Below are 13,490 nucleotides of genomic sequence, written 5' to 3' on the forward strand. Positions count from 1 at the left end.
TTCACGCTCAAAGCGACTTCCACAACGAATCAAACTCTTCCACTACCCCGACCACGCCGCTCCTCGCGGCGTTTTCGTTTCTGGCTGTCTCAAGCGAACGGTAGGCAAACTGATTGAAGCTGTTGGTGCTCGCCACTCGCCGCTCCAGCCCGGCCGGGCGTTCCTCGCCGTTGGTGTTGATCAACACCTTGTTGCCTTCCTGGAACGGCAGGCGCGGCGTGAGCAGGGTGGCCGGCAGGTCGATGGCGCTGATGGCGGGCAGTAACAGCCCGCGCAAGTACTGGCTGTGCTCGTCGTGGGAGCGTATCAGTTGCAGGCCGCAGGGTTCGGCGCAAGGCGCGACTTGCTCGATACCCATCTGCGTGCCGCCGCCCCGCACTTGTCGGATCCAGCGCACCACTGCAATGCTCCAGCCTTGACCGGCAGCGTCCTCGATACCGACCATTTCGCCAGCCTGTAGCTCGGCGGGCACCGCGCCGGGCCAGGCCAGGCAATAGCCGCCAGGACTGTGATTGATCACCGGCAGCGCATAGGTCGGGAAATGCTGCTGGCGGTCGGATGCCTCGTGGCTGTCATCGTTTTGAAGGTGCGGGTATTCGATCTCTTCGTAAGGCAGCAGCGTATCCGCGGTGCCATGGGGGGCGGCGTCGAAGGCGTGGCGCCATTGGTCTTTGGCGCGACCTGTCGGGTCGGTCGCCGAGAACTGCGCGGGGCGGGCGCCGGGTTTCTTCAGGATGTCGTTGAACGAGCGTTGCCCGCCGAGATAAAAGTGCAATGCACTCATACCCACGCACAGGGTCAGCATGCCGTGGCCGACAGTGCGCTGGAAACTGCGCTCGGCGGCCTGGCCCCAGGCGGCATGCAGGTGTTGCAGCGTATCCAGATTCAGTCCCGCCGGAACGGGCAATGGCGATGCCTTATCGGCCGACTGTTGTAGATGGGTTTCGATGGCCGCGACCAGAGGTTGCGGGTCGATCCCCAGCAAGCTCTCCTGTTGTTCGGCGAGGAATTTGGAGCGGTAACGCGGCCCGGTGTCGAGATCCGGGGCGATGGCAAACAGCCCGTTGTCCGGTTTGGCCGGTTGCAGTTTGATCCACTGGCTCCAGGGTTCGAGCACCTCGGCGAGCCGGGCGATCTGGTTCTGGCGCAGTTGATTGCAGCGTGAAGCACCCAGCAGGAGGGCGACGACGTAGGTTTGCTCGATGCTCAGGCTTTGCGTCTGACTGGCCATTTCATCACGCACGCTCAAATGTTGCAGTTGGAACTGACAGCCAATCCGGTACAACTGATGTAACTCGAGCCACAGATTTTCGGGCACCGGACAATAGAGTTCAGTGGCGCGGATCAATGCGCCGTTCAGGCAATGGATTGCCCGTTGCAAAGCCTGGGTCAGCAGTGGCGCACGGTCCTTGCTGACGCTCGGTGTGATGTGGATAACGATTTGCTTGTAGCCGATCGCCAAGTGGCTCTGTAGCGCCTGGCAAAGGTTGGCGATCTTGCGCGAGCGCTCGTCGAGCACAATCGCCTGATGCAGGAAATGCCGCTCCAGGTGCTTACAGACGTAATACACCTCGGGCCGCAGCAGTTCGAGCAATTGCAGGCGATTGTCGCTGGATGTGAGCAGTTGGTTGAGTTCGCTCAAGCCTTGATACAACTGGCGAGCGGTTTCGCCGATGTTGGCTTTGGGCAGGTTGGCGATCCAGCGCTTGAGGTCGCGAGGTGTGGCTTCGCAGAAAGACAGACGCGACAGCGTCGGGATCGGTGCGCGTAGCAGCAGGACAGGATTGGTCTCATTCATGCCGTAGACAAACTCCGACCGGGAAATGGGCAGTGAATGACTTGACTGTAGCAGCTATGAACGCTGGAGGGGATGTCGCGATATTTACGTCACGCTTGCCCTGGCAGGAGCTGCCGAAGGCTGCGATCTTTTCATCCTGGCGCCATCAATCACCAACAAGATCAAAAGATCGCAGCCTTCGGCAGCTCCTACAGGGGGATGCGCCGCCCAAAAGAAATTCGGGCGGCGGGTCCGGGATCAGGCGGTTGGCAAGCCGATGCCCTGGCCCATCTCCACTGGCGAAAGGGTGCCCAGCCCTTCAGCCCATTTCACTTGATCCGGCCCGAACAGCACGACCGCCGTGGAGCCGAGCTTGAAGCGACCCAATTCCGCGCCTTTCTCCAGATGGATCGGCGCACGGGCGGCTTCGTCGTAGCGGAAGGTTTTCAGTTCGCGTTTTGGCGGCGTGATCAGCCCGGCCCAGACAGTTTCGATCGACGCCACAATCATCGCGCCCACCAGCACTACGGCCATCGGGCCACGTTCGGTGTCGAAAATGCACGCCACACGCTCGTTGCGAGCGAACAGTTCCGGTACGTTTTCAGCGGTGGTCTGGTTGACCGAGAAGATGCGGCCGGGGATGTAGACCATCTCGCGCAGCGTGCCGGCTAGCGGCATGTGCACGCGGTGGTAATCCTTGGGCGAGAGGTAAATAGTGGCGAAATCACCTCCCATGAATGGCGCTGCGTTGGCTGCGTCACCACCGAGCAGTTCCAGCACGCTGAAGCTGTGGCCCTTGGCCTGGAAAACGCGACCGTGTTCGATCGGGCCGAGCTGGCTGACGGCACCGTCGGCCGGGCTGAGGATCGCGCCTGGGGTTTGGTCCAGCGGGCGAGCACCGTCTTTCAAGGCTCGAGTGAAGAACGCATTGAAGTGCTCGTAAGCCGTCAGGTCTTCGACCAGCGCCTGGGACATGTCCACTTGATAACGCTTGGCGAACCAGGCGGTTAAGGCGTTCTTGAACCAGCGCACGCGGCATTCGGCAATGCAGCCGGCCAGTCGCGAGAGCAAGTGGTGGGGCAGCAGGTATTGGCTGAGGATAAACAAACGCTTATTCATTAACTGTCCTTAAAAAACCTTAAATCTCTACGGGCGTGTCGGGGTGGTTGCCCCATTCGCCCCAGGAGCCGGCGTAACCTTTGACTCGCGGATAACCGAGCGACTTGGCTACTAGATACGTGAAGCCAGAACGATGGTGAGTCTGGCAGTGGGTAATGACTTCTTTGTCTTTGGTGATACCGAGTTGTTCCAGGATTTTCGGCATGTCGGTGCGGATGCGCAGGTTGCGCGCCTGATCCATGCCGGCTGTCCACTCGAAATTGACCGCGCCGGGAATGTGCCCGCCCTTGGCTGCCAGCACTTTCTCGCCGGAGTATTCCAGCGGCCCGCGCGCGTCCCAGATCGCCAGATCGGCGGCACCGAGACGGCTTTGCAGGTATTCGCGGGTGGCGATGGGTTCGTCGTGCAGGGTCAGGGCGACCGGGCCACCGATCGCTGGCGGGATCTGGATCGACATTGGCAAACCTTCTGCCAGCCAGGCCGGCAGGCCGCCATCGATATAGTGATACTTGCTGTGGCCGATGACATCCAGCAGCCAGATAAAGCGACCGGCCCAACCGCCGCCTTCGTCGTCATAGACGACGTAGACCGCATCGGGGTTGTGGCCCAGTTCGCCGAACAATGCTTCAAGCGCGGCTTGGGTCGGCAGCAGGCCTGGCGCAGGCGCCTGACCCAATTGGGTACGTTTTGGATCGACAAAGCGTGCCCCGGGGATATGCCCTGCGGCATAGCGGGCGCTGCTGGTCAGGTCCACCAGAATCAGTTCGCGGGAGTCGAGACGCGGGAGCAGGTCGCTCGGCTCGATCACCAGCGCCAAGCCAGAGAAGTCAGACATGTGAGGTCTCCAGAGCACAAAGGGGAGGATTGTAGCGCAGCGTCATGAGGGCCTGTTATCAGTTATTTCGGCACAGGAAATAACTGAAAACAGTTAAGCCGTAATGCGATCTGTAGCAGCTGCCGCGTTCGGCTGTAGCAGCTGTCGAGCCCCAGCGAGGCTGCGTTCGGCTGCGAAGCAGTCGTCAAATCAGAGCGTGCGGTGCATCAGGCAGATCGCGTCAGCCAGATTCACGACTGCTTCGCAGCCGAACGCAGCCTCGCTGGGGCTCGACAGCTGCTACACCGGCATCAGCCCCTAGCGGTGGCTAAAGCTGTGCAGGGCCTTTTCGATGCATTGCGCGGTTTTGCCGAATGCTTGCACGGTAATTTCCGAGAACGGCCCGCCGCCCTGATCCACCACCACGATCATGATCACCCGACCGTTGTTGACCAGGGAACGCAACAGCAGGTGTTCACCACTGAACTGTTTACGCAGGCTGGCCGGCAGCAGGGCCGAGAATTGTGCGTTGTTGGCTGGCGTCAGACGCACCTGAGCCTGTTGCGCGAGCAGGCGCTGCAGCACGGTGCTTTGGCTGACCACCAGGTTCAGGCCGGCCACTTCTTTGGGCAACCCGGCAGTTTGGTGCACGCGCAGATTAGCGTGAGTACGGTCGGCCATCAGAATCATCACCCGCCGCATGCCACACGCCACCAGGGCGTCTCGGGCCGATGTGGTCAAGTGCATGGCATTGGTAAAACGGCTCGGCTCCACCAGCAATTCGGCGCATTGCTTGCGCCACTTCGCCAGGTCTTCTGCGGTCGGCGCCGGGGCCGGCAGCAAACCACCGTGAACACGGTTCATGCCCGACGGCCAGATCAGCGCTTCAGCTGGGTGCCAGAGGTCTGGCATGGCGTGGTGGCGGGCACTGTTAACGGCCTGTTGGTGCAATTGTTGTTGCACCTCATCCATCGGCATTTGCAAGTAAAGGCTGGCCAGGTACTGCCAGCGTTCACAGTGCGGACTGTCCCAGGCCTGTTGTGCCGACAACGCCAGACCATTGGCCAGCAGCACGGTATTGGCGGGCTGATTGAGCCAACGCCGTAGCGTCGGATCGTCATCGAGACGGTTCTGTTGGCGTAGCGGGTGATCGCTGTCACGCGCGATGCGCAGGACTTTCACCAGCTCGCGTTGTTCGCTCCGCAGCAGCCGATAACCCTGCTGCACCCAGATTGGCAAACGCCAGACATCCACCAGCGCCAGACAGATTTCCAGCAAGCGCACGCCGAATAATTGCTTTTCTACTTTGCGCGCCGACTCACCTTTATGGATGACCCGCAGCTCCCATTCTTCTAGCAACTGCGGATGGGTCAACGCCATGGGCCACAGTGGCGAAAGAAACAGCAGGCTGCCCCAGTGGATGTCCTGCCACAACCGCGCCAGGCGACCGGCAAAAAAACCATTGGCCTGTTGGGTGGCGTGCTGGCTGATCAACTGAAGCTGGCGCAGGGCAACAGGAATCTGCGATTGAGGTTCGGCAGGCAAACGATCGAGCAATTCTTCAGTGCGTTTCAAACCAAGGCGATTGATCGCCACCTCAAGGTTTTCAGCCGGCGTACTCATGCTGCCATGGGTATGGCGATTAGCTTCGCGAATTACGCTCAAGGCAAGAGCCGGGCTGTCCTGCATCAGTTCGGCGATGTCTCGCAGCGAGCTGCGGTTATCGCGGATGGCTTTACAGACTTGGTCATGACTGGCTTGCGGAACCGGCAGGCGTACGCCATCCAGAAGCTTGACCCAGCCTTCGAGCGTGGTTGGTTTTGGTGTTGGGACGTTCGTTTCGTTAGCCATGGCTGGACGCGATCATTGTCTGCATTACCTGTGCCCGGAGCGGGCTAATTTAGCTTTTCGATTGAACTGGCTATAGTCTGGCGCAGTTTTGCCGATAAGGAGAAGAAGAGATTTTTTAACTTCCGAATATGACCTTGAACCCGACTCAGTAAGTGCTCTCCTACCTATGGCTAAAATTATCGGCATCATCGTCGTATTCGCGAGCGTGCTCGGCGGATACGTGCTTTCCCACGGCAAGATTGCCGCCCTCATCCAGCCTTTCGAGGTGATGATTATCGGTGGCGCGGCCCTTGGTGCATTCCTGCAGGCCAACCCCGGTCATATGACGATGCACGTGCTCAAGAAGTCCTTGGGCATGTTCAGTTCGCGTTTCAACCACACCTTCTACCTGGAAGTGCTGGGGCTGATTTACGAGATTCTTAACAAGAGCCGCCGAGAAGGCATGATGGCGATCGAAGGCGACATCGAAGATGCCGCTGCGAGCCCGATCTTCGCCAAGTATCCGGCAGTCCTGAAAGATGACCGCATGACTGCGTACATCTGCGATTACCTGCGCATCATGTCCTCCGGCAACATGGCTCCCCATGAGCTCGAAGGCTTGTTCGACATGGAACTGACCAGCCTCAAGGAAGACCTGGACCACCCCTCCCACGCAGTTAACGGCATCGCCGATGCCATGCCGGGTTTCGGTATCGTCGCGGCGGTATTGGGTATCGTGGTGACCATGGCTTCCCTGGGTGAAAGCGACCAGAAAATGATTGGCTTGCACGTAGGTGCGGCACTGGTAGGTACCTTCTTCGGTATTCTCGCCGCCTACGGCTTCTTTGGTCCGCTGGCCCATGCCCTGGCCCACGACGCCAAGGAAGAACTGAACGTCTACGAAGCCATCAAGGCCTCGCTGGTGGCTTCGGCTTCTGGCATGCCGCCATCGCTGGCGGTGGAATTTGGTCGCAAGGTTCTGTACCCGGCGCACCGTCCTAGCTTCGCTGAGCTGGAACAAGCGGTTCGCGGTCGCTAAGTCATGGAAAATAACCAGCCGATAATCATCAAGCGCGTCAAAAAGTACGCGGGCGGGCATCACGGGGGCTCCTGGAAAATCGCCTTCGCGGACTTCGCGACCGCGATGATGGCGTTCTTCCTGGTGTTGTGGCTGTTGTCCACGGCAACGCCAGAACAGAAGATCGCCATTGCCGGTTACTTCAAGGACCCGGTCGGTTTTTCCGAAAGCGGTACGCCGTACATCATCGATCTGGGCGGCTCGCCGACCCTGGCACCGGAGGACACCCTCAACCCCGAGGTGAAATCCCAGCCTCAGCCAGACAAGGTGACTATCGACTCCGAACAGGTCGAAGGCATGGCCGAGCAGGTCGAGAAGGAACGGCTGGAATTGCTGCTGCAAGAGTTGCAGAACAAGGTCGAAGAAAACCCGCAGTTGCAGAAGTTCAAGGACCAGATTCTCTTCGAGATCACTCAGGACGGTTTGCGCATCCAGATCGTGGACGCCGAGAACCGCCCGATGTTCGACTCCGGCAGTGCGCGTCTGAAGCCGTATTTCGAAGACATCCTGCTGGCCATGGCCGACACCATCAAGGCGGTGCCGAACAAGATCAGTATCAGCGGCCACACCGATGCCAAGCCGTACTCGGGCACCGGCGACTTCGGCAACTGGGAACTTTCGGCCAACCGCGCCAACGCGGCTCGCCGTGCACTGGTCGCCGGCAGTTATCCGGACGCTCAGGTTGCGCGGGTCGTCGGTTACGCTTCGTCGGCATTGTTCGATCGGGAGAACCCGTTCAACCCGGTCAACCGCCGCATCGACATCGTGGTGCTGACCAAAAAAGCCCAAAAGGCCATTGAAGGTTCGCAAGGGGCCGAACCGGCGCCAGCGCCGACGCAAGGGCAGGGTGGCCCGGGCGAAGTGCCCGCACCGCCAGCCGATCCGAACGCATTGCCGGCGGATAAGGAACCGCTGCCGGCTCATGAACTTCGGGAGCGTTTGAATCTGTTTGATGCTCCTGCGCCGAAACCGGGTGATCCGCCCAAGCAGTGATCTATGAAAAAGCCGCGATCATCGCGGCTTTTTTGCGTCTGTCAGAAACCGCGTCGGATGCGGTTCTTGAGTTGGTCGTGGAACAGGTCTGCATTTCCTTTGTAGATGCCGCGAACCGACTCACTGATCGATTCCAGTCCTATCGAGCGTTTGGTTATCACCTCCTCACGATAAGCATCAATGAAAAAATTGATGTCTGTATCGCCGCTCAGTTTCGGCCATTTGTCGAGGTACAACGGTAAAGCGCTGGGGCCAATCTGGTACGAGCAGATGCGGCGATTGCTGATGGTCGCTTCTCCGATTTCGAACGGCACCCACCAGGATTGTGCGGTGTTCTCCGAAATCACGGCGAGCAAGTGCGTGCACGCGGTGATGTTGCGGGTGATGACCCCGGTGATGTCGTCAGTGGTCTGTGATTCCGGATCCAGCACGTCGAAGTACGTCTTGATGTTGGCCTGAATAAGACGGGAGTTGATGGCGATGGCGTGGGGCCGATCGCTATGGCGGTAGCTGATAAACACAGGCATCAGAAATGTCCCTTGATCGCGAGTTCGCGGTAATAGGCGCCGAGGGCGGTGAGGCGGCAACCGGTGGAATGGAGGGCGGCGTAGTACATGTGTTCGGCGTCCACCGGTTCGATCAGGCTGTGGCGATTGCACTTTTGCAGTTGGGCGAAGACTTCGCCGTGCTCCGGGTCGAACGTGGCTTCGGTAGGTTCGTAGCTGGGGTCGAGGGCGAACATTGATTCCGCCTCTTCGAACCAGTCGGGCAGTTTGCGCAGAATCTCTTTGGGGATCAGTGGCGAGACTTCTCGCAATGAAATGAACTGCGACACATTGGTCTTGAACACCGGGCGCTGTTCCCACGCGTCGAGAGCGTTGTCGACGAATGAATAGAGGCTGCCGGGGGTAATCTTTCCCAATATGTTTGCGGCGCCGCCGTGCAGGGCTTGCAGCAACAGCCCCGTGAAGACGCCGTGGTTGGCGCCTTCCATCGCAGGCTCTTCCTTTTTGCACGCGGTGAGGATGGTCATGCCTTCGCACACCATGCTGCTTTCGCTGCGTAGCGCCCGCACTTCGCCCGCCGAGCCCGCCTGGCAGCAGTCGAGAATAATTACTTTGTTTTTGATTTTTACGGCTTTGGTCGCCCAATTCAGGATGTCGCTGATGCGAATTCCATCCTTGGCGGATTTGTAGTCCTGGGGTATCAGCATGCCTTCGTCCGTATCAACGTCGAAGTTGCCGTGACCGGCGAAGTACAGCAGTGCAACGCTGCAATCGCCTGAAAACAATTCCTGGATATGCCCTTCGAGCTTTTCGCGGTTCAGATAATCTTCGGCGGAGGTCAGGACCAGGTTCTTGAAGTTCGGATCGCCATTGGCGTCGGTTTTCAGCACCGAAGCCATGGCCATCGCGTCGTTGTTGCAACCACTCAATTGCGAAACATGGCTGTAGTTATTAATGCCGATGAACAGTCCCTTGCGCATGCTTCAGCCCGCCGCGTGAGTGCGAATGGCACTGATGATGCTGTTGGTGTTCCACGCACACTCCGCATGCGCCGCCCGGCGTACCACCGTGGAAATCCGCTCCGCACCAAACGGCTTGACCGCGATAATCACCTTGTTCATGTGTTTGGCGATCTCGATTTCCTTGTTGATCCACTTGCTGTAGGTCGAATACATCCCCGCCATGATCAGCACTGCCGAGCAGAGCCGAATCTTGTTTTCGATGGCTTCTTCAAGTTGTTTGTCGGTTTTCGCGCCGATGATCGGATTGTCCGGTGGCACCGAAAAATTCTTGAACGTGAAGTCGGGCTTCGCGTTGAGCAGGCGAACCAGATTGTCGTGGGTGTCTGAGTAGTTCCACGAGTGACTGATGAACAAATGATAGGTTTGCATGGCTGTCCCTCGGTATCGCCTGAAATGCGATGAGGGCTCGAATGTATGCACTTGAGTGGCCGCAACAAGGCTTTGGCGGTTAAAGAGACGCGTCCTTCAGGCAGGCGCGAAGAAGCCTTACAGAGAGGTCTGACGTTTAATTGAGGGAGTTTTTGTAGGACACCACGAACGACCTACCGCCCCGTAATAGTCAGGGGCGGTTGGCGCGTCTGTTTAATAGCTGCTTTCAGGCAAACTGGCGATGATCGAGCGGTAGCTGTTCATCCGTTGCTGTTGCACGCGACCCTCTTCCAGGGCCTTGAGCAGGGCGCAACCCGGCTCGCGGTCGTGCTTGCAATCGCGGAAGCGACAGGTGCCGATCAGGTCGTTGAACTCGATGAAGCCGGCTTCGACGTCGGCACGGCTGACGTGACCCAGGCCGAATTCCCGAATACCCGGGGAGTCGATCAGCTCACCGCCACCGGGGAAGTGGAACAACCGCGCAGTGGTGGTGGTATGGGTGCCCTGGCCCGACAGCTCGGACAGCGGGCCGACGCGGGTGTCGACTTCCGGCAGCAGGCTGTTGACCAGCGACGACTTGCCGACACCGGACTGACCGACGAATACGCTGATGTGCCCGTCCAGCTGCTTCTGCAACTGCTCCATGCCATTGCCGTGGTGGGCCGACACTTCCAGCACCGGGTAACCCAGCGTGCGGTAAACCGCCAGCAAGGCATTCAGCGCCGGGGCGTTCTGCTCGTCGATCAGGTCGAATTTGTTCAGCAGCAGCAACGGCCGAATACCGGCATGTTCCGCAGCGACCAGATAACGGTCGATGAGGTTGGCGTGAGGCTCGGGCAGCGGCGCGAAGACGATAACGATCAGGTCTACGTTAGCCGCCACCGGCTTGAGCTGGCCCCGGCTGTCGGGACGGCAGAGCTCGGTCTTGCGTGGCAGTTGCGCCACGATCACGCCGATGCCCTGGTTGCCGGCACGCCACACAACCTGATCGCCGGTTACCAGCGCTGGCAGGTTGGCGCGCAAATGGCAGCGGAACACCTGGCCGGCCAATTCGCCATCGAGCGCCTCGACTTCGACCTGCACACCGAAGTGCGCGATCACCAGGCCCGTCTGTTCCGGACCCAGGTCGCCGCCTTCGAGTGCCTCGACAGCCGAGGACTCGCGTTTGGCGGCGCGGGCAGCGCGCTCGCCCTGAATCTTTTCGATGCGCCAGTTTTGACGACGATTGAGTTGGCGTTTGGCCATGGGTGTTCCGTATCGAGAATGCAGCGATTAGGTAAAACGGCCGCGAGTTTAGCACGCCCGGTGGCCTCCCTAGGCTAAACTGCGCACCTACGCCGAGGAGCCGACTCATGCAAAACCCGCTGAACCTGATCTGGATCGACCTGGAAATGACCGGTCTGAACCCTGATACCGACGTCATCATCGAGATGGCCACTATCGTCACCGACAGTAATTTGAACACCTTGGCCGAAGGTCCGGTGATCGCCATCCACCACAGCGACGAGATCCTCGCTGGCATGGACGAGTGGAATACCCGTCAGCACGGCGGCTCCGGGCTGACCCAACGGGTTCGCGACAGCCGTATCAGCATGGCCGAAGCAGAAGCCGAGACCATCGCCTTCCTGGAAAAATGGGTGCCAAAGGGCAAGTCGCCGATCTGTGGCAATAGCATCTGCCAGGACCGTCGCTTCCTTTATACCCACATGAAGTCGCTGGAAAGCTACTTCCACTACCGCAACCTCGACGTGTCGACCCTTAAAGAGCTGGCCGCGCGCTGGGCACCGGATGTACGCGACAGCTTCAAAAAGGGCAGCACCCACCTGGCCCTGGACGACATCCGCGAATCGATCGCCGAGCTGCAGCACTACCGCAAGAATTTCATCAAGTTCTGATTGGGTGGTCGCGGGCCATTGTGGCGAGGGGGCTTGTCGGAACGCCGCACCGCCCCGTTCGGCTGCGCAGCAGTCGCAAACCGGTCGGTCGCGGTATGCCTGACAAAACATGGTGTCTGGTTTTGGGGCCGCTACGCGACCCAACGGGGGCAAGCCCCCTCGCCACAGATCTGCGCGAATGCTTCGGCGCCCTCTTTTGGTGCTTCGGTGAAGTGAGTAGACTGCGCGCCTTCCTGCAAGGACCGCCACCATGTTGCTGATGCTCTACCTGATCGCCATTACTGCCGAAGCCATGACTGGCGCCCTGTCTGCGGGCCGTCGCGGCATGGACTGGTTTGGCGTGGTGCTGATTGCGTGCGTCACCGCGCTGGGCGGCGGTTCGGTGCGTGACGTGCTGCTGGGCCACTACCCGCTGACCTGGGTCAAACACCCGGAATACCTGGTGCTGACCTCCGTCGCGGCGATGCTGACGATCTTCATCGCTCGCTGGATGCGCCACCTGCGTTCGCTGTTTTTGGTGCTTGATGCCGTGGGCTTGGTGGCGTTCACCCTGATTGGCTGCATGACGGCCCTGGAAATGGGCCACGGCATGCTGGTGGCCTCGGTCAGCGGCGTGATCACCGGGGTGTTTGGCGGTATTTTGCGGGACATCTTCTGCAACGACATTCCGCTGATCTTCCGCCGTGAGCTCTACGCCAGCGTCTCGTTTGCCGCGGCGTGGTGCTATTTGCTCTGCATCTACCTGCAATTACCCGGCGAACAGGCGATCCTGATCACCCTGTTTGGCGGTTTCCTGCTGCGCCTGCTGGCGATCCGTTTTCACTGGGAAATGCCCAAGTTCGTTTATAACGACGAAGCCTGACACGGTCCCTGTAGCAGCTGCCGAAGGCTGCGTTCGAGGCCGCAGGACTCGCTTTGCGGAATGACGACTGCTGCGCAGCCGAACGCAGCCTTCGGCAGCTGCTACAGGAGGCCGTGTTGTTTCAAGGCCCACTCGACATGCTCGCGCACCAGCTCCGACGGATAGTCCCGCCGCGCCTTCAGCGCTTCCAGCACCGGAATGCTCGACGGTGCATTGCCCAAGCCCACTGCCAGATTGCGCAACCAACGCTCGTAACCCGCGCGTCTGAGCGGTGAGCCTTCGGTACTGCTGAGGAACTTCTCTTCGTCCCACATGAACAGTTCGGCCAGTTCGGCGTTGTCCAGGTTATGCCGGGGTTTGAAATCGCTTTCGCCGGAAGGCCGGGCGAAGCGGTTCCACGGGCAGACGATCTGGCAGTCATCGCAACCGAACACCCGGTTACCGATCAATGGCCGCAAATCTTCAGGAATCGCACTTTTCAGTTCGATGGTCAGGTACGAAATGCAGCGTCGGGCGTCGAGTACATACGGACCGACGAAGGCGTTGGTCGGGCAGATGTCCAGACAGGCGGTGCAGCGACCGCAGTGTTCGGTGGCGTGGGGCGGGTCGACCGGCAGTGGCAGGTCGACGAACAGTTCGCTGAGGAAGAAGTAGCTGCCGGCCTTGCGATTCAAGACCAGGGTGTTTTTGCCGATCCAGCCAAGGCCAGCCTGTTCGGCGATGGCTTTTTCCAGCACCGGGGCGCTGTCGACAAAGGCGCGGTAGCCGAACGGGCCGATCACCGCCTGAATTTTTTCTGCCAGTTGTTGCACGCGTTTACGGATCAATTTGTGGTAATCGCGGCCCAAGGCATAACGCGAGACGTAGGCTTTTTCCGGTTCGGCCAGGCGTTTGGCCATTTCGGTGTCGCCCGGCAGGTAGTCCATGCGCAGGGAAACGACGCGAAGCGTGCCGGGCACCAGCTCTTCCGGGTGCGAACGTTTGCTGCCATGGGCGCCCATGTATTCCATTTCGCCGTGGTAGCCGGCTTCGAGCCAGCGCTCCAGGTGCTGCTCATGCTCGGCCAGGTCGAGGCCGCTGATGCCGACTTGCTGAAAGCCCAGCTCGCGGCCCCAGTCCTTGATGGATTGGGCGAGGGCGGGCAGGTCTGTGTTAATAGCGGGCATGAGACGAGAGAAACCGGAGCTGAGGTGCGTATAATTCTGCCAGACATCGGAGCCTGAAG

At 59.7% G+C, this 13,490-nt stretch carries 13 protein-coding genes; 4 read left to right on the forward strand and 9 right to left on the reverse strand.

All coding sequences use genetic code 11. From position 1 onward, the window contains the following. Window positions 1-7: 7 nt before the first annotated feature. The 4 genes from JFU11_RS27310 to JFU11_RS27325 form a co-directional block, all read right to left on the reverse strand. A complete protein-coding gene (locus JFU11_RS27310; RefSeq protein WP_201062702.1) occupies window positions 8-1,798 on the reverse strand; it encodes a hypothetical protein in 1,791 nt (596 codons plus the stop codon). 237 nt (window positions 1,799-2,035) lie between these two features. Then, complete coding sequence (gene asd / locus JFU11_RS27315) at window positions 2,036-2,896, reverse strand: archaetidylserine decarboxylase (RefSeq protein WP_201062703.1); 861 nt, start codon at window positions 2,894-2,896, stop codon at window positions 2,036-2,038. Window positions 2,897-2,915: 19 nt separating this feature from the next. Further along, the gene (locus JFU11_RS27320) at window positions 2,916-3,731 is read right to left on the reverse strand and encodes a rhodanese-like domain-containing protein (RefSeq protein ID WP_123721504.1); all 816 of its coding nucleotides are present in this window, start codon (window positions 3,729-3,731) and stop codon (window positions 2,916-2,918) included. A gap of 297 nt (window positions 3,732-4,028) precedes the next feature. Then, a complete protein-coding gene (locus JFU11_RS27325; RefSeq protein ID WP_123721503.1) occupies window positions 4,029-5,561 on the reverse strand; it encodes an HDOD domain-containing protein in 1,533 nt (510 codons plus the stop codon). A 166-nt stretch (window positions 5,562-5,727) separates the two neighbouring features. On the opposite strand from JFU11_RS27325, the gene motA reads away from it, so the two are divergent. Together motA and motB are read left to right on the forward strand one after the other, a co-directional pair. Continuing rightward, window positions 5,728-6,579 (forward strand): flagellar motor stator protein MotA, encoded by an 852-nt coding sequence (motA, locus tag JFU11_RS27330; RefSeq protein WP_052965961.1) that lies wholly within the window; start codon window positions 5,728-5,730, stop codon window positions 6,577-6,579. Between the two features lie 3 nt (window positions 6,580-6,582). Further along, on the forward strand, window positions 6,583-7,611 hold the full coding sequence (gene motB / locus JFU11_RS27335) for a flagellar motor protein MotB (protein ID WP_201062704.1): 1,029 nt from the start codon (window positions 6,583-6,585) through the stop codon (window positions 7,609-7,611). Between the two features lie 41 nt (window positions 7,612-7,652). On the opposite strand, the gene JFU11_RS27340 is transcribed toward motB, so the two are convergent. The 4 genes from JFU11_RS27340 to rsgA all read right to left on the reverse strand — a co-directional run bounded on the left by JFU11_RS27340 (window position 7,653) and on the right by rsgA (window position 10,753). Continuing rightward, complete coding sequence (locus JFU11_RS27340; RefSeq protein ID WP_201062705.1) at window positions 7,653-8,138, reverse strand: toll/interleukin-1 receptor domain-containing protein; 486 nt, start codon at window positions 8,136-8,138, stop codon at window positions 7,653-7,655. Continuing rightward, window positions 8,138-9,097 carry a caspase family protein gene (locus JFU11_RS27345; RefSeq protein WP_201062706.1) on the reverse strand — a complete coding sequence of 320 codons (960 nt, stop codon included), beginning with the start codon at window positions 9,095-9,097 and terminating at the stop codon, window positions 8,138-8,140. The genes JFU11_RS27340 and JFU11_RS27345 overlap by 1 nt, the downstream gene beginning before the upstream one ends. A 3-nt stretch (window positions 9,098-9,100) precedes the next feature. Further along, entirely contained in the window at window positions 9,101-9,508 is a 408-nt protein-coding gene (locus JFU11_RS27350) for a TIR domain-containing protein (RefSeq protein WP_201062707.1), read from the reverse strand. A gap of 213 nt (window positions 9,509-9,721) precedes the next feature. Next, window positions 9,722-10,753 carry a small ribosomal subunit biogenesis GTPase RsgA gene (rsgA, locus tag JFU11_RS27355; protein WP_007902636.1) on the reverse strand — a complete coding sequence of 344 codons (1,032 nt, stop codon included), beginning with the start codon at window positions 10,751-10,753 and terminating at the stop codon, window positions 9,722-9,724. Between the two features lie 107 nt (window positions 10,754-10,860). Between rsgA and orn the strand changes: the two genes are divergently transcribed. Further along, window positions 10,861-11,403 (forward strand): oligoribonuclease, encoded by a 543-nt coding sequence (orn, locus tag JFU11_RS27360; protein ID WP_008068863.1) that lies wholly within the window; start codon window positions 10,861-10,863, stop codon window positions 11,401-11,403. Between the two features lie 250 nt (window positions 11,404-11,653). Then, window positions 11,654-12,265, forward strand: a complete 612-nt coding sequence (locus JFU11_RS27365; RefSeq protein WP_030128339.1) for a trimeric intracellular cation channel family protein — start codon at window positions 11,654-11,656, stop codon at window positions 12,263-12,265. Window positions 12,266-12,366: 101 nt separating this feature from the next. Here the strand turns inward: JFU11_RS27365 and queG are convergent, their stop codons facing one another. Further along, window positions 12,367-13,431, reverse strand: a complete 1,065-nt coding sequence (queG, locus tag JFU11_RS27370; RefSeq protein WP_123721498.1) for a tRNA epoxyqueuosine(34) reductase QueG — start codon at window positions 13,429-13,431, stop codon at window positions 12,367-12,369. Between the last annotated feature and the right edge of the window lie 59 nt (window positions 13,432-13,490).

The organism is Pseudomonas sp. TH37, assembly GCF_016650735.1.
Classification (GTDB): Bacteria; Pseudomonadota; Gammaproteobacteria; order Pseudomonadales; family Pseudomonadaceae; genus Aquipseudomonas; species Aquipseudomonas farris.

What these genes read in the sequence shown, in the direction of transcription:
- asd (WP_201062703.1), bottom strand. Translation starts at nt 2,896, where the DNA reads ATGAATAAGCGTTTGTTTATCCTCAGCCAATACCTGCTGCCCCACCAC.
- JFU11_RS27365 (WP_030128339.1), top strand. Translation starts at nt 11,654, where the DNA reads ATGTTGCTGATGCTCTACCTGATCGCCATTACTGCCGAAGCCATGACT.
- JFU11_RS27320 (WP_123721504.1), bottom strand. Translation starts at nt 3,731, where the DNA reads ATGTCTGACTTCTCTGGCTTGGCGCTGGTGATCGAGCCGAGCGACCTG.
- rsgA (WP_007902636.1), bottom strand. Translation starts at nt 10,753, where the DNA reads ATGGCCAAACGCCAACTCAATCGTCGTCAAAACTGGCGCATCGAAAAG.
- JFU11_RS27310 (WP_201062702.1), bottom strand. Translation starts at nt 1,798, where the DNA reads ATGAATGAGACCAATCCTGTCCTGCTGCTACGCGCACCGATCCCGACG.
- motB (WP_201062704.1), top strand. Translation starts at nt 6,583, where the DNA reads ATGGAAAATAACCAGCCGATAATCATCAAGCGCGTCAAAAAGTACGCG.
- motA (WP_052965961.1), top strand. Translation starts at nt 5,728, where the DNA reads ATGGCTAAAATTATCGGCATCATCGTCGTATTCGCGAGCGTGCTCGGC.
- JFU11_RS27325 (WP_123721503.1), bottom strand. Translation starts at nt 5,561, where the DNA reads ATGGCTAACGAAACGAACGTCCCAACACCAAAACCAACCACGCTCGAA.
- JFU11_RS27340 (WP_201062705.1), bottom strand. Translation starts at nt 8,138, where the DNA reads ATGCCTGTGTTTATCAGCTACCGCCATAGCGATCGGCCCCACGCCATC.
- orn (WP_008068863.1), top strand. Translation starts at nt 10,861, where the DNA reads ATGCAAAACCCGCTGAACCTGATCTGGATCGACCTGGAAATGACCGGT.
- JFU11_RS27345 (WP_201062706.1), bottom strand. Translation starts at nt 9,097, where the DNA reads ATGCGCAAGGGACTGTTCATCGGCATTAATAACTACAGCCATGTTTCG.
- JFU11_RS27350 (WP_201062707.1), bottom strand. Translation starts at nt 9,508, where the DNA reads ATGCAAACCTATCATTTGTTCATCAGTCACTCGTGGAACTACTCAGAC.
- queG (WP_123721498.1), bottom strand. Translation starts at nt 13,431, where the DNA reads ATGCCCGCTATTAACACAGACCTGCCCGCCCTCGCCCAATCCATCAAG.